This window comes from Nostoc sp. CALU 546 (genome assembly GCF_048836525.1).
In genome coordinates this window covers 1-20,360 of sequence record NZ_JAWJTF010000043.1, presented here as the reverse complement: position 1 = coordinate 20,360, position 20,360 = coordinate 1, and the positions used below count along the sequence as shown (strand labels likewise).

19 protein-coding genes and 1 pseudogene are annotated in these 20,360 nt (G+C 40.3%); 13 read left to right on the top strand and 7 right to left on the bottom strand.

Annotation, left to right across the window (positions count from 1 at the left end; all coding sequences use genetic code 11):
- The first annotated feature begins 533 nt into the window (after positions 1-533).
- The 7 genes and pseudogenes from RRG12_RS20935 to RRG12_RS20905 form a co-directional block, all read left to right on the top strand.
- Complete coding sequence (locus RRG12_RS20935; protein WP_181929808.1) at positions 534-1,019, top strand: glutathione peroxidase; 486 nt, start codon at positions 534-536, stop codon at positions 1,017-1,019.
- Positions 1,020-1,165: 146 nt separating this feature from the next.
- Positions 1,166-1,990 carry an SDR family oxidoreductase gene (locus tag RRG12_RS20930; RefSeq protein ID WP_420760590.1) on the top strand — a complete coding sequence of 275 codons (825 nt, stop codon included), beginning with the start codon at positions 1,166-1,168 and terminating at the stop codon, positions 1,988-1,990.
- A gap of 22 nt (positions 1,991-2,012) precedes the next feature.
- On the top strand, positions 2,013-2,942 hold the full coding sequence (locus RRG12_RS20925) for an alpha/beta fold hydrolase (RefSeq protein WP_420760589.1): 930 nt from the start codon (positions 2,013-2,015) through the stop codon (positions 2,940-2,942).
- Positions 2,943-3,019: 77 nt separating this feature from the next.
- Complete coding sequence (locus tag RRG12_RS20920; protein WP_420760588.1) at positions 3,020-3,754, top strand: redoxin family protein; 735 nt, start codon at positions 3,020-3,022, stop codon at positions 3,752-3,754.
- Positions 3,755-3,997: 243 nt separating this feature from the next.
- Positions 3,998-5,278: a hypothetical protein gene (locus tag RRG12_RS20915; RefSeq protein WP_420760587.1), complete on the top strand. Its 1,281-nt coding sequence runs from the start codon at positions 3,998-4,000 to the stop codon at positions 5,276-5,278.
- Positions 5,279-5,482: 204 nt separating this feature from the next.
- Positions 5,483-6,223 carry a phosphatase PAP2 family protein gene (locus tag RRG12_RS20910; RefSeq protein ID WP_420760586.1) on the top strand — a complete coding sequence of 247 codons (741 nt, stop codon included), beginning with the start codon at positions 5,483-5,485 and terminating at the stop codon, positions 6,221-6,223.
- Positions 6,224-6,228: 5 nt separating this feature from the next.
- Positions 6,229-6,804: pseudogene (locus tag RRG12_RS20905) on the top strand (glycosyl transferase family 2); the annotation flags it as partial.
- A gap of 84 nt (positions 6,805-6,888) precedes the next feature.
- Here RRG12_RS20905 and RRG12_RS20900 read toward each other — a convergent pair.
- Together RRG12_RS20900 and RRG12_RS20895 are read right to left on the bottom strand one after the other, a co-directional pair.
- On the bottom strand, positions 6,889-7,620 hold the full coding sequence (locus RRG12_RS20900; protein WP_420760585.1) for a hypothetical protein: 732 nt from the start codon (positions 7,618-7,620) through the stop codon (positions 6,889-6,891).
- The gene (locus RRG12_RS20895) at positions 7,620-8,984 is read right to left on the bottom strand and encodes an AAA family ATPase (protein WP_420760584.1); all 1,365 of its coding nucleotides are present in this window, start codon (positions 8,982-8,984) and stop codon (positions 7,620-7,622) included. Before RRG12_RS20895 ends, RRG12_RS20900 begins: the two co-directional genes overlap by 1 nt.
- 227 nt (positions 8,985-9,211) lie before the next feature.
- On the opposite strand from RRG12_RS20895, the gene RRG12_RS20890 reads away from it, so the two are divergent.
- The gene (locus RRG12_RS20890; RefSeq protein ID WP_420760583.1) at positions 9,212-9,583 is read left to right on the top strand and encodes a zinc ribbon domain-containing protein; all 372 of its coding nucleotides are present in this window, start codon (positions 9,212-9,214) and stop codon (positions 9,581-9,583) included.
- A gap of 77 nt (positions 9,584-9,660) precedes the next feature.
- Here RRG12_RS20890 and nblS read toward each other — a convergent pair whose 3' ends face one another.
- Together nblS and purD are read right to left on the bottom strand one after the other, a co-directional pair.
- Positions 9,661-11,607, bottom strand: a complete 1,947-nt coding sequence (nblS, locus tag RRG12_RS20885; protein ID WP_069071215.1) for a two-component system sensor histidine kinase NblS — start codon at positions 11,605-11,607, stop codon at positions 9,661-9,663.
- A 167-nt stretch (positions 11,608-11,774) separates the two neighbouring features.
- Positions 11,775-13,052, bottom strand: a complete 1,278-nt coding sequence (gene purD / locus RRG12_RS20880; protein ID WP_420760582.1) for a phosphoribosylamine--glycine ligase — start codon at positions 13,050-13,052, stop codon at positions 11,775-11,777.
- A 554-nt stretch (positions 13,053-13,606) separates the two neighbouring features.
- Here purD and RRG12_RS20875 point away from each other — a divergent pair.
- The 4 genes from RRG12_RS20875 (at position 13,607) to RRG12_RS20860 (ending at position 16,595) form a co-directional block, all read left to right on the top strand.
- Entirely contained in the window at positions 13,607-14,560 is a 954-nt protein-coding gene (locus RRG12_RS20875) for an NAD-dependent epimerase/dehydratase family protein (RefSeq protein ID WP_420760581.1), read from the top strand.
- A 218-nt stretch (positions 14,561-14,778) separates the two neighbouring features.
- The gene (locus RRG12_RS20870) at positions 14,779-15,384 is read left to right on the top strand and encodes a vWA domain-containing protein (protein ID WP_069071218.1); all 606 of its coding nucleotides are present in this window, start codon (positions 14,779-14,781) and stop codon (positions 15,382-15,384) included.
- A gap of 56 nt (positions 15,385-15,440) precedes the next feature.
- Positions 15,441-16,046: a vWA domain-containing protein gene (locus RRG12_RS20865; RefSeq protein ID WP_069071219.1), complete on the top strand. Its 606-nt coding sequence runs from the start codon at positions 15,441-15,443 to the stop codon at positions 16,044-16,046.
- Between the two features lie 153 nt (positions 16,047-16,199).
- Positions 16,200-16,595, top strand: a complete 396-nt coding sequence (locus RRG12_RS20860) for a salt stress protein, Slr1339 family (protein ID WP_069071220.1) — start codon at positions 16,200-16,202, stop codon at positions 16,593-16,595.
- An 82-nt stretch (positions 16,596-16,677) separates the two neighbouring features.
- Here RRG12_RS20860 and RRG12_RS20855 read toward each other — a convergent pair whose 3' ends face one another.
- The 3 genes from RRG12_RS20855 to RRG12_RS20845 form a co-directional block, all read right to left on the bottom strand.
- Complete coding sequence (locus RRG12_RS20855; RefSeq protein WP_420760580.1) at positions 16,678-17,019, bottom strand: winged helix-turn-helix transcriptional regulator; 342 nt, start codon at positions 17,017-17,019, stop codon at positions 16,678-16,680.
- Between the two features lie 403 nt (positions 17,020-17,422).
- Positions 17,423-18,697, bottom strand: a complete 1,275-nt coding sequence (locus RRG12_RS20850; RefSeq protein WP_069071222.1) for a sensor histidine kinase — start codon at positions 18,695-18,697, stop codon at positions 17,423-17,425.
- Between the two features lie 91 nt (positions 18,698-18,788).
- A complete protein-coding gene (locus RRG12_RS20845; RefSeq protein WP_069071223.1) occupies positions 18,789-19,463 on the bottom strand; it encodes a response regulator transcription factor in 675 nt (224 codons plus the stop codon).
- Between the two features lie 99 nt (positions 19,464-19,562).
- Between RRG12_RS20845 and RRG12_RS20840 the strand changes: the two genes are divergently transcribed.
- On the top strand, positions 19,563-19,955 hold the full coding sequence (locus tag RRG12_RS20840) for a hypothetical protein (RefSeq protein ID WP_069071224.1): 393 nt from the start codon (positions 19,563-19,565) through the stop codon (positions 19,953-19,955).
- Positions 19,956-20,360 lie beyond the last annotated feature (405 nt).

The following is a 20,360-nucleotide window of genomic DNA, read 5'->3' as shown; positions in this document are numbered from 1 at the left end:
GTACATTTTTTCAATTCTGTTATGGAGGATAGCTGCTGATAGAACAAAACAAGTGACTATATCCTTTATGGCTAAGTATTTTCCGATATCAGCATCGGAAAATTATATATACAATTAACTTTTTATACAAAAAGTTAATTACTTGTTACTTTAAAGATGCGTTGAAAACCAATAATTTTCCTAATTCATCTCTGCGAGAAAAGGTTTGTATTAAAAGCAACGCAGATTTCCAAAACCGATCCTGAGTCGAGGTATTGATAGAAGAGTGATCACAGGCGATCGCTATTTTAATTGATCGGGTGTACCAGTTGAGTAGAGACGCGCCGCCTCCTGGCTGATTCTTAGACATCGCCTAACCGAGTAGCAATCAGTAAGGGAAGCATCTATCGAAACTCCCATACAAGCTTGTAGCCTGAGTTAAACAGAATCGTATGGGTAACAAGCCTAACAAACCTAAATTCCTTAAACAAACCGGGTTTAGAGTACCTGTAATATGGGAGACTTGGCAATATTCCCTATAAATCAGATTCAAGATGAGCAACACAATTTCAGACATTGCAGTTAAGACCATCAATGGTGAAGATAAGCAATTAAACGACTACACCGGGAAGGTACTCTTAATTGTGAATGTGGCTTCCTACTGCGGTTATACTTCTCAATATGAGGGGTTAGAAAAGTTGAACCAGAAGTATGGGGAAACAGGATTACGTATTTTAGGATTCCCTTGTAACGATTTTGGAGCGCAAGAACCAGGAAGCAATGAAGAAATTGTGCAATTCTGCACAAGTAAATATGGCGTTAGCTTTGAACTATTCGATAAAGTTCATGCCAAAGGCTCACAGCAGCATCCACTTTATGAACGACTTACCAAAGCCGTTGAGCCAACGGGAACTGTTGCTTGGAACTTTGAAAAATTTTTAGTTAATAAACAAGGTGAAGTAGTCGCTCGATTTAATAGTAGCGTCCAGCCAAATTCACCAGAGATAATTGCCGCAATTGAGAAAGAATTAGCAAAATAGTCATTAGTCATTAGTCATTAGGTAAAAATTTTTGTACTATTAACTATTGACTGTTAGTTCTGGACTGTTAAATTGATTGACGTCCAGTTCTTTAATTGAGAATATTGTCTCAATGAGTAGTTTAATTTATTTGTGTCGAATTTGTCATGAACGTTGCAATCATTGGTTGTGGTTATGTTGGTTATAAAGTTGCTCAATACTGGCATCAAAATATGAATTTTGTTGTTAGTGTAACCACAACTTCCCCTGAGCGTGTCCCTACATTACAATCAGTATCCCAAAAAGTTGTAGTTACCTATGGGAATAACTTAGATAGTCTAAAATCAGTTTTGCACAATCAAGATGTTGTCCTTTTGAGTGTTGGTGCAAAAGGTGGAGAAGTTTATGAAGAAACTTATCTACAAACTGCCCAGACTTTAGTTTCATCCTTGCAGCAAATTCAAAGTGTAAAACAATTAATATACACAGGTAGTTATGCTGTGTATGGTGACAGAAATGGTGTATGGGTAGATGAAGAAACGCCACTCGCACCGGCTAATTTAAATGCACAAATCCTCCGGAAAACAGAGGACGTTTTGCTATCAGCATCTACCGAAAATCTCCGTGTTTGTATCTTCCGCTTAGGAGGAATTTATGGGACTGGTAGGGAACTAGTGAAAATATTTAGTAGATATTCTGATACAGTCCGTCCTGGCAATGGCGAAGATACCACGAATTGGATTCATCTAGATGATATTGTTGGTGCAATAGAATTTGCCCGTCAACGTCGGTTACAAGGGATTTATAATCTAGTAGATGATGCACATCTCACTAGCCGAGAATTGTTAGATAGCTTATTTGAAAAACATAATTTACCCAAAGTAAAATGGGATACTTCTGTCAAGAGTACCCGCCCATATAATGCTTGGGTATCGAATGAAAAGCTCAAAGAGGCTGGATACCAGTTCATTCATCCACAGATAATTTTTTAGGAAGTATTAACCACTAGGAATTATGCAACCATCTGCTGTAGCGAACACAACAAATTTGACAGCATCTCCTAGCCAGTTTTACAGTTGGCAGAATTATCGTTGCGCCTACGAAATTCATCAACCAATTAATACAACATCTGAAGGCGTTCCTTTACTGTTAATTCATCCGATTGGCGTCGGATTGTCGCGGCAATTTTGGCAGCGATTTTGTCGCGAATGGTATGATAGAGGTCAGCGTAATTCAATTTACAATCCTGATTTACTAGGATGTGGTGAAAGTGATATGCCTCATATAGCTTACACTCCTAGTGATTGGGCAGAACAGTTGCAGTACTTTTTACAAACAGTAGTGCAAAGACCTGTCATTGTAGTAGTACAAGGTGCTTTATTACCAGTTGCTATCCAATTAGTCCAAAAGGAATCAAATTTAATTGCCGGACTGGTACTTTCTGGGCCACCAGCGTGGGATTTGATGACAAATAAACCACCAAAATGGCAGGAAAAATTCCTTTGGAATGTCTTAGATTCACCTTTTGGGAGTGCTTTTTATCGCTATGCACGCACCCAAACATTTTTGCGTTCTTTTTCAACTCGTCAACTCTTTGCTTCTGAGAATGCTGTAGATGCAGAGTGGTTGAATACATTGATTGCAGGTGCAGAAAATCTTGCTAGTCGCCATGCAGTGTTTTCTTTTTTAGCAGGATTTTGGCGACAGGATTATACTAGTTTTATCGCCTCTATTGAGCAACCAACATTAGCGGTTATGGGAGAAACTGCATCGAGTATTAGCCAAGACAATAAAAAAGAAACGCCAGATGAACGCTTGGCCCACTACCTCGCTTGTTTGCCTCAAGGTCGAGGTATAAAAATAAATGGGCGGAATGTTTTACCCTATGAATCAACTGCTGAATTTGTAGCTGCGATCGCGACCTTTATTAATGAAGTTTCTTAGCTAATTGATAGTTAGATCATACCAGTTCTCCCATGATAGGTTATGACTGGAATTGATTACTAAAGGCAAGCAAAATTATGTTCCCCAATCGCCGAGGACAAAGAGTTCCCAATGTCACTTTTCATACTCGTCTGGACAACCAGTGGGTAGATGTGACAACCGATGAATTGTTTGCTGATAAGACAGTGGTTGTCTTCTCTTTACCAGGTGCTTATACTCCGACTTGTTCATCAACTCATCTCCCTGGCTATAACGAGTTGGCTGGGGTTTTCAAAGAAAATGGTGTCGATGACATTATCTGTATTTCTGTCAATGATGCCTTTGTGATGAACGAGTGGGCAAAGGATCAAGAAGCAGAAAATATCACACTAATCCCTGATGGTAATGGTGAATTTACTGAAGGCATGGGTATGCTGGTAGATAAATCAGACTTGGGGTTTGGGAAGCGATCGTGGCGCTACTCGATGCTGGTGAAAGATGGTGTAATTAACCAAATGTTTATTGAGCCAGATGAGCCAGGAGATCCCTTTAAGGTGTCCGATGCTGAAACAATGCTCAGATATCTCAATCCCCAAGCAGTGAAGCCTGAAATAGTTTCCCTGTTTGCGAAAGTCGGTTGTCCTTTCTGTGCCCGTGCGAAAGCGATGCTCAAGGAACATGGCATGAACTACGAAGAAATTACCTTGGGTAAAGATATCACCACACGGTCTTTACGAGCAGTTACAGGTGCGACAACAGTTCCTCAAGTATTTATCGATGGTAAATTAATAGGTGGTTCTGAAGCACTAGAAGCTTACTTTGCTTCTAAATAGGTTTCAGTGGGCGCACACAGCTGTCACCTATATCAACTTCAGATGAAGTCATGGTATTTTGACCGCAGCCTGATTTGTAAGAATTGAAATAAAATCCCCGACTTCTTTGAAAAGTCGGGGATTTTATTTCTCAAAAGTCAGTAATTAATAAATCTTCAGATAAATAGATGTATTTTTGCCTAGCTATTCACTACCGATCATATAAAATTAATTCTGATTAAACTTCAATTTATTCAAAAAAATATGTTTGCTAGAATTCGCCGTCTTTTGAGTCAGTTTTTTAGTAAATCAAGAAAAATCAACAACGAACCACTGAATAAGGTGAGTTTGATAGTCGTTATTATAATTGATATTTTTATCTTAATTAATGTTTTTACTGGACTCGATGATATTAGCAGATGGTATATCAGCCCAACTGAGGCTTATCCATGTTATTCAGAGTGGCAAAATTACCGAGTAAAAACTACTCAAGATAAAGACTATGAAATTGTTAAACTTTCATTGCCATATAACACGAGGAATCAACTGAGTTTTCAGCAAAACTATCAACAAGCTGAAGTAGGTCATCTGGGTAAGGTTTCTATAACGTGCTTGCAATATGCAGACTACAAAGATAAAATTAACAATCCTGAAAAGCAGCAAATCATCAGAACTATTGATCAGAGACAAGCTAAAATAAATACCCTTGAACAAGCCAATAGCACTATTAAATCCCAATATGACTCAACGCTTTTAGAAAAAATTGCAGGTCAGGGTCGTGAACAATCAATTAATCAAGTCAGTGCTGAAAAAGCTAAACAGACATTAGAACAAAATAATCGCCAAATTTCTACTCTTAAACAAGAAATTTCTACTCTTAAAAATGAACTGCTTGCCAAACCGGAAAGTATTAGTTTTATAGCTTTTCTTAAAAATGACAATCAATTCCGGGAAGTTGACAAAGGCTATCAGCAAGCGTCATTTTGGTATCCAAGTATCCAGCTTGCTTTTCAGTCGCTCTTTCTTCTACCATTGATTATTATTGCCTTATCAGTTCACAAATTTGCCCAAAGAAGAGGATATGGACTCATCTCGTTAATTAGCTGGCATTTGCTAGTTATATTTTTTATTCCACTAATCGTTAAAATATTTGAATTTCTTCAAATAGGTGTAATATTTAAATTTCTATTTGAGATTATTAGTGCCCTTTTTGGTGGTTTGCTTTTCCTGATAAATTATGTTTATATCTTGCTGATTCCAATTATTGGTTTTGGAATTATCCAGTTTTTTCAAAAAGTTGTCTTTAATACTAAAGTTCAGGCAGCTAATAGAGTCCAAAAATCACGCTGTGTCAATTGTGCCAAGAAAATTCAACATCTTGATACCTACTGTCCGCACTGTGGTTATTATCAGTATATTGAATGCCAAAACTGTCACAATCTTACTTATAAACATTTGTCATACTGTAAACATTGTGGAACTTCTCAAGATTCCATTCAGGAGGCAGGAGGCAGGGGGCAGGAGGCAGGAGGAACCCACGTTTAAAAACATGGGATTGAAGTAAGGACACTTTGTGCCGCTACGCTAACGCGCTGCGCGTCTCGGTACAATTCTTTTTTTAAACTGGGCAATAACCCAGCAACTTTAGTTTTAATTGATACTCCTAACCTCCTGCCCTCTGCCTCCTAACTCCTGCCTTTTTGTAATTTGTAATCAGTGAAGTCGTTGTTCAGTCTTTTTAACTTAGATATGGAAAAAGAGAAAATAGCTAATAAAGAGAGTCAGTCGCCGCTTTATTTTCTGAAAAACTTGTTGATTGCTCATTGGCGATCGCTCTTACTCCTCTTAATCGGAGTATATTTACCTTTGCAGGTCTTTGAAATCCTGACAGCGAAGATATGGGAGAATGAAGCAGGTTTTCCGTGGGATGTGCCTATTTTGTTAGCAGTTCATTCTACAGCAAACCCACAGCTTGATTTTTTAGCCGTGACGCTAGCTATAATTGGGTTGCCTTGGACGGCGATACCGATTTTAGGTGCGATCGCAATAATACTACTACGTCAAAAACGCTGGCGATCGCTAGCTTATTTACTCACCGCCTCATTGGGAAGTGTGATCATCAACCGCACAGCAAAGGAATTAATGCATCGAGTGCGTCCACAATTGTGGCAGTCCATTACACCTGAGTCTAGTTTTTCATTTCCCAGTGCTCATGCCATGACGAGTATAACTTTGGTAGCAATTTTGCTATTCTTTACTTGGGCTAGTTCCTGGCGCTGGTTGGTGATCGTATTGGGTAGCTTATACATCATAGCTATTGCGTGGTGTCGTATCTATCTGGGGGTTCATTTTCCTAGTGACATTCTCGCAGGTTGGATGGTTGCATTAGGTTGGACAATTGGCGTCAGTCTAATTATCAAACCGTATAGAACTCAAAAATCCCTCAATAGCGATCGCCCCAAAGATGAAATTACCTTACTCCCTGAATAAAGAAAAATGTGCGGGATGAGGCAAAAACTCAAGAAAATACTCATCGCTGGGGTAGGAAGAATTTACCAGCGGGTATTGTAGATAATTTGTTGGAAGTTGTATTTATTCAGCAAAGCTTTCAAGTTGGGGCGACATTATTTCGCCGTAAAACATTGCAAGAATTAGGATATATGCAACCAAATCTCCAAAATTGTGAGGATAACGATTTATTTGTGCGTCTGGCTTTAGCTGGGAAAAATGGCTACTACTTACCAGAATTATTGATGGAATATCGCACTCATGCAGAGCAGCAAGGTATTAATCGAGCGATTCCTTATTCATTTCATAAAATCCGGTATTTAGAAAATTATAAATTTGAGTCTGAAAAAATAGAGGCAATCAGGAAAAATCGTCTAACTGAAACGCAATTATTATTAGGTTTGCGTTTAATTGAAAAGGGTGAAACGCAAAAAGGCAGAGAGCTAGTTTTAGCAGGACAGTCTTTTTCGACTGCTAAAGCTTGGACTGGTTTAACTTTATCGTTGTTATCAGTTGGGTTGCGAGGTAAGGCATTTAATGCACTGCGACAAGTGCGGGGTTAAGGTATGAGAATGCTTTGATGCAGAAGCATAAATAAAATTATGCAATGTAAAACTCTGCATAATGTACTTTACTAATTTCTTTAGTCAATTATTTTCTGACCACCGATCAACTATTTCGAGCATTTTTTCAATACTTATGGCTTTAACCATCCCTTTACCACGCGGTATTTTAACCCTTTCTACTACATCATTCAATGATTGAAATTGTTTCTTATTACGCTCATTTTCTACTATTTCTGCTATCTGAGAAGCTTTTTTTTGATTAAAACCAGCATTTTGTAATTTTGAGACAATTTTCACTTGACTAAGTGTTTTAAAAACTTCTATTGCTTCAGTCTTATCAGCCATCTGCTTTTTAAGCTCTTTAACTTCATGTTCTAACTTTGCATTAGTAGTTGCTTGCTCTAATATTTGGTTCGTTATCTTTTCAAAACGTGATTCCAAATTTATTAAAAATTGTTCTATCTCTTTTGATTGTGAAGATGTCTTTTCTGAAGAATCAGCTTTTTGTTGTCTAAATAATTGAACTTGTTTTGTTAAAGTTTCCTCATTCTCAGACTCAATAATAAATGCTCCAATCATTTCGCCCTTATGAGGCTCTATCTCTCTAGCCCTAGCAGCAGCATGATATTCAAAGTGTCCATTAACTACCTCAAAGGAATTGATACTTGAGCGACGAATAACTATAGGGTTAATAACTCCCGCCGCTTCTAAAATAAGATTTGCTGCCTGTTCTAGTTCATAATCTGCAAAACTTGAACGAGGTACAGTAGAAGTAATTTTCTTGATAGCAACAAGTGATGTAGATAATTTCATTAATTCAACCCTATTTTTTGCAAAACTTCTATTGCTAATAATTCAAATTCTTGTGCAGCAGTTGAATCTGGCTTAAAATCAAGCACAGAAATAGGATCAGCCACCTCCATATCTCCTATCATAAGAAACCTCTCAGCGCATTTTGCCAGGTCATCTCTATCATAAATTACCGTATTCATCATCTCAAAATCATACCGTTTTGGAATAGCTTCGAGTCGTTTGGGTAAAGTATGTTTAACAAACTGGTTATTAGTAGATATTTTGCAAGCTAATACGCCTAGAATTTCAATTTGAGGCTTTCTTATTTGTTTTCTAAATCCATTTATCTTTTTGAGAAATTCCCTAACGTTTATTAGTCCTTGATTAGCGAATGGTTTGAGATCAGAAGGAATAATAAGATAGTCAGCAGTAATGAGAGCAATTCTAGCATACAGATTTAATGAAGGAGGAGTATCAATCAATACTACATCATATTCTTCTGCTACTGCATCTAGTTTTTGAGCAAGCATCATTTTACTATCTTCTTGCTGAATTAACTCATTTTCATAATTCATCAAACTAATATGAGAAGGAACAACGCTAATTTCTGGATTTGTGAATTGGGATTTTCTGGCGACTTCATTTATAGGAAAAAAATCTTCTGATTGCAAAATATGACGAATATTAGAATCTTTGATATCATCAAACTCTTCATCATCAAATTTTACTAAACCAGTAGCAAATGTAGTGTTGGCTTGACTATCTAAATCAATAACTAGAACTCTTTTACCCTTCTTTCTAATAGCAGCAGCTAGATTAACTACAGTTGTTGTCTTACCAACGCCACCTTTATTATGATAAACCGCGATTGTTTTCATTGAATGCTCCCTTTGCGTTTCAAATTTGGAATTATTTTCAGTTATCGGAACTTTTGGTTTATTTACTAACTGTCCTTCTTTTAGGCTCTCTCTACCAATTAAACCTTTAAGATTTTCTAGTTTAGTTTCAACTTCCTTTCCAGGACACTGAAATACTAGTTGAATATCATATTGCAATTTCTGATAAATTCTAATCTCTTTGCCATTAGTCAACAATCCATACCTGACATTCAAGCTGGTTAAATAATGCCTGAGTCGGGGGACATGATTATTTAAGTTTTGTTTGGGATGCTTTGCCTCCATGACAACACTCAACGGTGAATTTGCATCTAAGACAAAGGGAATCACCTGTGCGGCAAATGCTAAGAAATCTAAGCGGATGCTACCAACGGCAACCTCTTGATGCCAGGTGTCAGGTGTATAACCTAGCTGCGGTAGCAAATATTGCACTATGAGTTTGCTTTCAACTTCGCTTTCGTTACGGCATAGCTCAGGATTAAAAGGCAATATTTTTCTACCTCTAAATAATTATTGGACTTAGGATAAAACCTCATATTTGCTAGATTATGGCATACACTTAATTATTCTGAGTGATATAAATAACTTATAATAATATAAATAATCATCATAAAATTAGTACTTTTGCTGATATAGTAACCACTTCTGAGAGCGATTTTCCCATTACCTTTGTAAATGGCTAGAATCAAAGTGTTTACCTATTTGCACTAAAGGTTTTGGCTACCGTATCTTGTCCCCACTGCCATCAACTCGTTGATAGTCAAGCTATTAGTTGTCCCTATTGCCGGACAACACTCAAAGCTTACGGTCATCCCGGTATTCCATTGCACCGCGCCACTAGGGACGGGTATCTGTGCGACACCTGCACCTATCACGCTGATGATACTTGCAATTTTCCCCAGCGTCCCTACGCCAAAGACTGTACCCTCTACCAAAATATTGAAGAGACAAAGTTAGAGTTTGAACAGCAGCGTTACACTAACAGTTTTGCAATAACTGTGAAAAGTTGGGTAAAACGCAATCAGGCTTTGCTGTTGCTATTAGGTTTATTATTGGTCTGTTTGTTGTTCGTTATATTAAGGTCTTGATTTGGGTTTACTAGGGAATGGGGAATAGGGAAAAGCAATGCTCCATGCCCAATCCCCAATCCCCAATCCCCAATCTTTCAAGCTGTGGTGATTTTGGATGCTTCCGCAATCGGTTCAACTTGTATCAGTGGTGCTTTTTCTTCAAATGCGGCTAAGTCGAACCAAAAAGTGGTGCCAATGCCAACTTCACTCACCAGATGGACTTTACTACGATGTCTGTCGATAATATTTCTGACAATCGATAAACCTAAACCCGTGCCTTCTAGGGTGTGAACTCGGTTTTCTACGCGGAAGAAGCGTTCAAAAATTGAGTGTTGATCTTCTGTGGCAATGCCAATTCCAGTATCAGAAATTTCAATCCGCACTGGACAAGATTGGGTGTGATTGGGTATGAAATCCAGTTGGTAGGCACGGATTACTACTTTCCCACCAGCTTTTGTGAATTTAAGGGCATTACCAATCAGGTTGCCAAACACTTGTACTAACAGATCATAATTACCCATTACCAGCGGCAAATTAGGAGCAACTTCTTGAAGGAGTTCAACACCTTTATCTTTAGCATTGAGTTGGTAAGTACGCAGTGTTTGCTCGATCGCTTGGGCTAAATCCACGCCATCGAAGCTGTAGTTACGACCAGATTCTAGTTTTGACAAATCCAAAACATCGTTAACTAGGCGGGTTAAGCGATCGGTTTCATGGTTCACAGTTTGGAGAAACTCTTGCCGTTCTTCTAAACCTAAGTCTTCGCCGTAGTCGTGCAGGGTTTCAATATAGGTTTTGATGTTGAATAGAGGCGTTCGCAGTTCGTGGGAAACGTTGCTGATAAATTGGCTTTTTGCATCGTTTAATTCTACCTCACGGGTTATATCTTGGACGGTAATTGCAATACCTTTGATGCTTTCCCTTTGCAGATTGAGTACTGTAGTCAAGAGAATGCGGATCGTCCGTGGGGTGGGTTGGTTAATAAAAATTCGGAATTCGGCGCTTTCACATTCGCCTGCTGCCATTTCGTACAAGGGACGGGTAATTTCCATTTGTACCGATGGGGGCAAGTGATGCAAAACATTGTGGCCTACCACATCAGCGGCTTCCCAGCCAAAAATTCGCTGCGCTGTGGGGTTGACTAAAATCACCTGCATGTTGTTATCAATCAACACGGCACCATCTGCGATCGTCGAAACTAGGGTTTCTAGCTTGGCTTTTTCTGCGGTTAGTTCCTCAATATTCTGTTCTTCATAGCGCTCTAATCGCTCTGCCATCTCATTAAAGCTTAAAATTAACTCCCCCAGTTCGCCCCCTAAAGGTAAATCAATACGCTGCTTGAAATTCCCGGTAGCAATTTGCTTCACCCCCACTAGCAGTTCTTTAATGGGTTTGGTGATGGTCAAGGCGTTAATCACTCCTGCCAAAATCACCATTACCCAAATCGTGATAAAAACGGCAATAGTGACATCGCGGGTAAAATTGGTGGAGATAACAGCGGTCTGATTGGGATTGATCCCGATCGCTAATACACCTAAGTATTTTTGATTGACAATCAGGGGAATAAATACATCGGTAACTGCCCCATCTGGGGTCATGTGTTGCCGCACCATCGGCTTTTCCCCATCACCAGGGTAATCTTCAGGCAGTTGTATTCGCCGTTTAATGGTGAGGGAATTTTCTACTTCGGCATCCCAAAAAGGAATGCCAAAAAAGATTTCCCCGGTTTCATCGGCGTAGAGCATATAACGCACACTAGAGGTGCTGCTATAAAAACGTTGGGAAAATTGGGCAACCTCAGTGAGATTATTGTCAGCGACTAGGGGCGCAACGTTGGCAGCAAGCAACAGCCCCAAATCACGACCGAAGCGGGTGTCATTCATCCGCGCATCCTGCTGAATTGTATTTACAGCCCAGAAGGTCAGACCACTCATCACCAATGAAACCACCAACGTGGCAACAGCCAGCAGTTTGGTCTGGAGTGTGAACTCTGACCACCAACTAGCGATCGCATGTCGAATTGTTTTTAACAGAGTTAGCATCTTAAATAAAGTTGTTAGTAATCTTTGTTATAAAGCCCAACAACTAAAAAATTAACAGTTAATTTGACAAATATGTTAGGGAAATGGGGCATTGGGAATGGGGCATGGGGCATTGGGCATTGACTATAAGGCATTAGTTATTGCCTCACATTCAGCACTCCCAACCCTTAACTCCTAACTCTATAACCGATATCTCGCCGATAAAATATCCCATCGAACTGAATATATTTGATACCAGCGTATGCTTGGGCGATCGCTTGCTCAAAATTTTCTCCAATTCCAGTCACATTTAATACTCGACCCCCATCTGTCACTACTTCTTGTTGCTGATTCAACTTCGTACCTGCATGAAATACAGTTGCTCCTGTTGCCTCTGCCTCACCAATGCCAGTAATGATCTGGCCTTTCTCATATTCTCCTGGATAACCACCTGAAGCTGCAACGACAGTGGCAGATGCTCCCCCTTTCCAAGCAATGGGCGGCAATTCACTTAATCGTTGTTGTACACAGGCTAGAATTAACTCTTCAAGGGGTGTTTCTAACAGTGGCAAAATCACCTGGGTTTCTGGATCGCCGAAGCGACAGTTAAATTCCAAAACCTTCAAGTCGCCATCGGGTGCAATCATTAATCCAGCATACAACACGCCTCGGTAATCAATGCCTTTAGCTCGTAAGGTGGCGATCGCTCTTTCTAAGACTTCTGTTTGAATGCGTGCCATCAACTCTGGGGTAGCAATGGGTGCTGGGCTGTATGCTCCCATCCCACCAGTATTTTCCCCTGTATCGCCGTCACCAATCCGCTTGTGGTCTTGAGCTGGCAGCAAGGGTCTAATTGTTAACCCATCGGTCAACGCTAAAACTGAAACCTCTTGCCCAATCAAACATTCTTCAATGACGACAAATTCACCAGCACTACCAAATTGTCCTTGAAAAATTGCATCAATGGCACTTTCTGCTTGTGCAACTGTTTCAGCCACCGTTACACCCTTACCAGCCGCCAAGCCATCAGCTTTGACAACAATTGGCGCTCCTTGAGATTTGACGTAAGATTTTGCTGCGGCAGCCTCCGTAAATACCGCTGCCCGTGCCGTCGGAATCCCTGCTTCTTGCATCAAGGCTTTTGCCCAAGCTTTACTCGCCTCAATTTGCGCTCCCGCTCTGACTGGCCCAAACACCATCAATCCTTTGTCTTGGAGGTAATCTGTAATTCCCTTAGACAGGGGGACTTCTGGCCCAACTATTACCAGAGTTATGCCATGTTCTAAAGCATATCGGCCCATGCCCTCAAAATCATCTACTGCTAAGGGCAAGTTCTGGCAACGTTCCATACTTGCCGTGCCCCCATTCCCTGGTACACAGATAACTTGCTCAATTTGCTTAGATTGCAACAGTTTCCATGCCAGAGCGTGTTCGCGCCCCCCATTACCGACAACTAAAACTTTCACAGATTTCCTCGTGCGTTCCTTGCGAAACGAGAATACCTTAGCGGTTCTCGCGGATCAATTTTTTCATTAATTCTTACACTTGTGCAAGCCCTTTATAATTAAGTATATAGGCATAAATTCATATATTTATTATCGGAGACGCTAACGCGAAGGAGAGGCAACGCCTTCGGTATGGCTTGTCTGCGACACGCTGCGCGAACGCTTAGAGCGAGTCTTTTCCCAAAGGGAGAAGGGGAGACGCACTCGCGTTCGAGTGTCTTCATTCTGACCGGAGGCGGAGCGTCTCCGGCTCCGCTCCTGAATTCTGAATTCTGAATTCTTCTCCAATTTGAAAATTATCAATTCACTAATTAATGAATTGATAATTTTTATTGTTACCTATTGCTCAACAGACTTAATAATGTATTTTGAATGCAAGTATATTAGTTTGATTATCTGTTATGTTGATAGACCGATAGTAATAGATTAAAAAATTTTCAATTAATAGCAAAATATTGATTATAATTATTAACTTGTCAATATAGAGATAAATCGGGATATAAAAAATAGGCGACATGGCTAAAATTATCGTTACTGGAGCCGCAGGCTTTATTGGTTCTCATCTTGTAGAAACATTGCTACAACAAGGAGAAGAAGTGATTGGGATTGATGAATTCAATGATTATTACGATCCTATATTAAAGCGTAACAATGTTGCACACTTACATCGTTCACCTGGCTTTACATTAATTGAAAGAGATATTCAGTTTTTAGATTGGCAGAAACTCCTAAAAGATGTTGATGTAGTTTACCATCAAGCGGCACAAGCAGGTGTCAGAGCAAGTTGGGGTAAAGCTTTTCGAGATTACACAGAACGGAATGTTAATGCTACACAAGTTTTGCTAGAAGCAGCTAAGGATGCTAAACACCTAAAAAGATTAGTGTTTGCCTCTTCGTCGAGTGTATATGGTGATGCGGAAACATTACCCACTCACGAAGGGATTTCTCCTCAACCAGTTTCTCCTTACGGTATTACTAAGCTAGCAGCAGAGTTTTTGTGTGAACTATATCACAAAAACTTTGGCGTGCCTTGTGTGACATTGCGCTATTTCACTGTTTATGGCCCCAAACAGCGTCCAGATATGGCATTTCATAAGTTCTTTAAATCCATTTTGCAAGATGAGGCGATTCCTATTTACGGCGATGGACAACAAACGCGGGAATTTACTTTTGTTAGTGATATCATCGCTGCCAATTTAGCTGCCGCTACTGCGCCCCAAGCAGTGGGAGAAATCTTTAATATTGGTGGTGGTAGCAGAGTGGTTTTAGCAGAAGTATTGGATACGATTCAAGAAATTGTTGGGAAAGCGATCAAAAGAAACTACATAGAAAAGGCAATGGGAGACGCCCGTCACACCGCTGCTGATATATCTAAAGCGGAGAAAATTCTGGGATATGAGCCGCAAGTCTCCCTGAGAGAGGGTTTGGCAGAGGAATGGGAGTGGATTAAATCTTTGTATTCACTCTAATAATTTGGATGGCTGATTGAGAAAATCTTCGTCTGAGAAAGAAGAAATTGCTTTGTAATCGGCATCATTGCAATTAATAACACCCACGTAATTAACCCCGATTTGTTGATTTGAGTAGCAAATGAGTAGCGGTATTAATACGAAACCTTAAAATGCTTGCTGTATCGTTAAAATCGTGGACTAGACTAGAATTACAGGGTAACAATCAGAGGAAAATTATGATGAGCGATCGCGACTATACCTTAATCATTGACAAAAGCGGTAGTATGTCTACACCCGACCAAGTGGGTGGTAGAAGTAGATGGGAGATAGCCCAAGAGTCTACTCTCGCTTTGGCAAGAAAGGCCGAACAGTTTGACCCCGATGGCATCACCGTTTACGTTTTTTCTGGTAGATTTAAACGCTACGATGATGTCACCTCAGCCAAAGTTGCACAGATATTTCTCGAAAATGACCCTGCTGGGACGACAAACTTAGCAGGTGTACTTCAAGATGCGCTCAATAACTACTTTCAACGCAAAGCAGCCGGTAAAACCAAGCCAAACGGAGAGACAATTTTAGTCATCACCGATGGTGAACCAGACGATCGCAAAGCTGTGTTTGAAGTCATCATTCATGCGACTCGCCAGATGGAACGTGATGAAGAATTAGGAATTTCAATCATTCAAGTAGGTTCAGATGCCCAAGCAACTAAGTTTCTGAAAGCTTTGGATGATCAATTGCAAGGTGTCGGCGCTAAATTTGATATTTGCGATACCGTCACTTTAGACGACTTAGAAGAAATGAGTCTTGTCGATGTATTGACGAATGCCATAACTGACTAATGTGTTGATCACTCATAGTCCAGTAACCTTTTAACTATTAACTGGAGAATTTAATCATGCTAGAAAATCGTGACTATACCTTGATTATCGACAAAAGCGGCAGCATGGCAACCCAAGATCAAAAGGGTGGTAGAAGTAGATGGTTTGCAGCACAGGAATCTACTTTAGCTTTAGCTAGTAAGTGTGAGCAATTTGATCCAGATGGCATAACTATTTACGTATTTTCTGGTAAATTTAAGCGGTACGAAAATGTCACATCTAGCATAGTAGGGCAAATTTTCCGAGAAAATGATCCCTCTGGTACAACTGATTTAGCAGGTGTGTTAAAACACGCAACTGATGATTACTTACAACGTAAAGCAGCCGGTCAAACAAAGCCAAATGGTGAAACAATTTTAGTGGTTACTGATGGTGAACCGGACGATCGCAAAGCAGTCATGAGGGTGATTATTGAAGCTTCTCGCCGTATAGATAGAGATGAAGAATTAGCCATTTCCTTCATTCAAGTCGGCACAGATCCACAAGCTACCCGCTTTCTCAAAGTCTTAGACGATGAACTCCAAAGTGCTGGTGCTAAGTTTGATATCTGTGACACCATTACGATGGAAGATATGGAAGATTTGAGTCTATCGGAAGTGCTACTCAATGCCATTAATGACTAGTACAGTTCGGCGTAAATAATCCACGCTTTTTAATATCTAAAACCCTACGCAGTGGTAATTACGTTAGCATAGCGGGGCGTAGCCCATTACGAATTACGAATTACGAATTACACAAAGCGGTATTAGCTATACCATTTATTAGGAATTGCAAACATGGATTCCATTGATAAGCTATTAGCTGAACTTCAAACTGAATACAAAGAAGTTCAACCACAACAGCAGCAGTCAAAATCAGCTACAGCAAAATCCTTTATTCCAGCATCGCCAAAGTCAGCATCTTTTATAGATAACCTTTTGGCAGAAGTTAAGGCAGATTTTGCCGAAGAGGATGCTGCTATTGAGTTAAAAAGACAGCAAGAATTAGAACAGGAACAAATTCGACAAGAACAACTCAAAGCCAAACAGTTAGAGGCTTTGAAAGTGGAAGCAAAAAAATGGTTAGCAAAAGTAGATCCACTCTCATCTGAAGGGCTTTGGTTTGAAAGATTTGCTGAAAGTTACTCCTCAAAATTAGAGGCCGCAATTGAGTATTTACGCAACAACGAATAAATTCAAAATTCCAGATCGCACAGATAATTTGCTTACTCGAATTGAAAATTAGCGATTATTATTTATTCTGTATTAATCAATATTAATGGTGATTTGTTTGAGCTAAATGTTGAATAGCCCATTCATGCATAGCATAGAGAATTGGTTGCAAAGTTTCTCCTAAAGGTGTCAACGAATATTCTACTTTTGGTGGAATTTGGGGATAAACTTCTCGATGAATAATGCCGTCTTCCTCCATTTCTCTGAGTTGTTGGGTTAGCATCTTTTGGGTAACTCCAGGTAAAGCCCGTTGCAACTCACCAAACCGTTTGACACCAGTCATTAATTCTCTAATAATCAAAACTTTCCAGCGTCCGCCAATCACCTTTAGGGTAGTTTCTACTTCACAAGTCAGCCTGAGATGGTTTTCTGCATCAGCTTTCATAGTTTTTTGTAGGAAATATCTTAATTGTAAGCTCCCTGTCCCCCTGCCTCTTCGTTTTTGATAAGTCAGGGTTCTGGGTGATTTTGGTCAAATTATTTTGAATTATAGGACTCATATTTGATTTGGTGAAAAAACTCAGTACAACTAAGAAGCCCTCCAATACTGCTCAGGTTTTGGATTTTTAACTCGGAATTGGGTTTTGGGAAAAGGTTAAAGGGTAAAGGTTAAAGGTTTTTTCTTTCCCCTTTTCCCCTTAATCGACAAGTATTGAAAAGCCCTGTTGCCTATTGCCTGTTGCCTGTTGCCTATTCCCTGTTACCTGTTACCTGTTACCTGTTGCCTATTGCCTATTCCCTGCCTACGCAAATCAGTTCAGAAATCAAAGCGGATTCCTATATTTTTGTCAAAGTTTCAGGGGAAGGCTAATTTGAAAGGTAGAGCCTTGACCTAGAATACTATTTACAGTAATTTGCCCTCCGTATCGTTGCACAATTTGTTGAGCGATCGCAAGTCCGAGTCCAAAGCCGCCTGTTTGCCGAGATCGGACAGTATCTACACGATAAAAACGATCAAATATATGTGGCAAATCACTGGATGGAATGCCAATGCCGTTGTCTTTGACCTGAATTACCGCAGAGTGAGACTGGGTAAAAAGATATAATTGCACCTTACCATCTGCTGGTGTGTACTTGAAGGCATTAGTCAGTAGATTAATTACAGCTTGTTTGAGCAAATTAGCATCAGCTTTTAACATGATCGGATGCTCTGGAAGGTGAGCATCGAAATTGAGATTTTGAGCAGGAGCTTGAGTAGCAAAATCCTGAGCAAGCGATCGCAATATCTCACACAAGTCAACGGGTTTTAATCCGGTTTCTGCAAGGGAGCCATTATGACGCGACAAAAAAAGCAGATCGTTGATCAGCGTACTCATGGACTTAGCAGTTTGGACGATATTTTGCAACCGCAATCTTTGCTCCACGGGGTCTTCGGGGGGCATCAGGGCAACTTGGGCATTGCTCAATACCGTAGCAACGGGTGCGCGTAATTCATGAGAAGCATCGGCTGTAAATTGCTGCAATTGCTGATAAGCACGGAGGCTTGGGCGCATTGCCAACCCGCCCAAAAACCAACCTGTAATGCCAATTACACCAAAAGTCACGGGAACCCCAAAAGTTAAAAACAAGCGGGCTTGGTTTAGTCCAACGCGTAAAGAGTTCATTGGAACTGCCGTTTGGAAATAGCCAATTAGCACCTTACCTTCCAAAATAGGAAGTGTAACTTGGCGAACCCAGGTTTTCGTAGTAGGCAACTCTGAGCTTATTGGTGCTTCTAATGTTTGAAATCCGGGTTCTGCGGTCAACTGTTTGCCACCCGATGAACCAACAAACTGCAAAAGTTGTTTATTAGAGTTATACCACCGCGCATACATTAGCCCGCCATTCAACGATGTATCACTTTCTACAGGAGTTTGGCCGCGCTGATTTCGCCATTGACTTTGATAAAGCGAGTATTGAGTTTTGGCAGCAAAGGTTTTACTTTGTGAAAAAAGTTCGTCGTCAAAAACCCGCAACTGTTCTTCTACACTCAGACAATAGCCCACCCCTGCAAAAGCAAACAAAATTCCACCCATTGACAGGGCAAACCAGTGAGCGAGATTACGACGGCTATGATCAAACATTTGTCATTGGGCATTGGGCATTGGGTATTGGGCATTGGGCATTGGGCATTGGGCATAGTTATTAATTCTTATCCCCCTGCTCCCTAATGGCTTAGAAAGGCGGATTTATTCGATATCCCATTCGATGCACTGTTTCTATCCAATCTTTTACACCAATGGTTTGTAGGCGCTGGCGCAAGCGGCGAACTAAGGTAGTAACTGCGTTACTTTCTGGTTCCTCTCCGTAGCTCCAAAGGGCTTGCTCAATCTGGTTATGAGATAATACTTGGCGGGGATGACGCATTAAATATTCCATCAATTGAAACTCCCGGCTAGAAAGTTGAGTTGTCAATGAACCAAGTTCGAGCGTCAAACTGGATAAATGAAGTTGCAAATCGCCCAAGCTAAGTATATCTCCTTGCCACATAGGCGATCGCCTTCCTAGTGCCCGGACTCGTGCCAATAACTCTAGAACATCTACAGGCTTTACTAAGTAATCATCGGCTCCAGCATCTAAACCCATTACTTTATCTAAAACCGTGTCTTTTGCCGTCAGCATCAATACAGGAGTCAGCTTACCTGCTCGTCGATATACTTGACACAATTCTACGCCACTGACTTTAGGCAACATCCAATCTAGAATCAGCAAGTCATAGTCTTTGCGAAAGGCAAACCATTGTGCTGTTTCCCCATCTGCGATCGCATCAACTGTATGCCCCACCTTTAATAATGCTGCCCGTAATGGCTCTAACTGCGATGAGTCATCTTCGACTAGTAAGATCAACATCCCATTTACTCAGGTTGCTGTAATTTTTCCTTGCTAATTTTAGATTAAGGTAAAAGGATGACGCAAAAGTGACGGGAAACACTCAACCTGATACCTTCCATGCAGCAACTTCAATTTTTTCAAGCGTTGCGATCGTTAGGCTTTGTGTTTTGGTTGTCCTTGCCGTTGATTGGATTAGTTTTTTGGCTAGGAAGCAGCTTTGTTGGAGATCGGATTTTAAGTCGCTCCAATATCACCAAAAAATATCTGCTAGCAGACACCCAATCGGCACGACAGATTATGAAAAGGATAGTAGCGATCAAAGTCGAAGTTTTCCCCGAAAAAGGAATTTCACGGGTGAACGTTAAAACTAACAACTCAGTTCTCACAAGGATAGTATTTGAATTTCCAATCACAGATATAAGCCAACTTGAAACCGCTCTTAGTCAAGAGTTAGGCTTACCCCGCGATCGCGTTAAAGAATTAATAGTTGAATCTAATGCATTATTGTAGAGACGGTGATTGATCGCAATACTGCTTGGGTAAAGCATTTTGAACTCGGAATTGGGTTTTGGGAAAAGGTTAAAGGTTAAAGGGTAAAGGTTAAAGGTTAAAGGGTAAAGGTTAAAGGGTAAAGGTTAAAGGGTAAAGGGTAAAGGTTTTTCTTTCCCCTTACCCTTTTCCCCAAAACCCGACAAGTATTGCGATTTATCGCGTCTTTGTGATTGAAAATTTTTTAGCCCTGGCAACTGGAAGTTGCGGTTATACAGACAAAACCCACCTCCGTGGGTTAAAAACCCTTGATTTTTGGCGTTGCTGAGTGGAAATATGAACTTGTATCACGCAGAGGCGCAGAGAGTAAGAGTTGAGAGGAGTTGATTTTTGCATTTCATATTCAAATTCAATAAACGACTACCC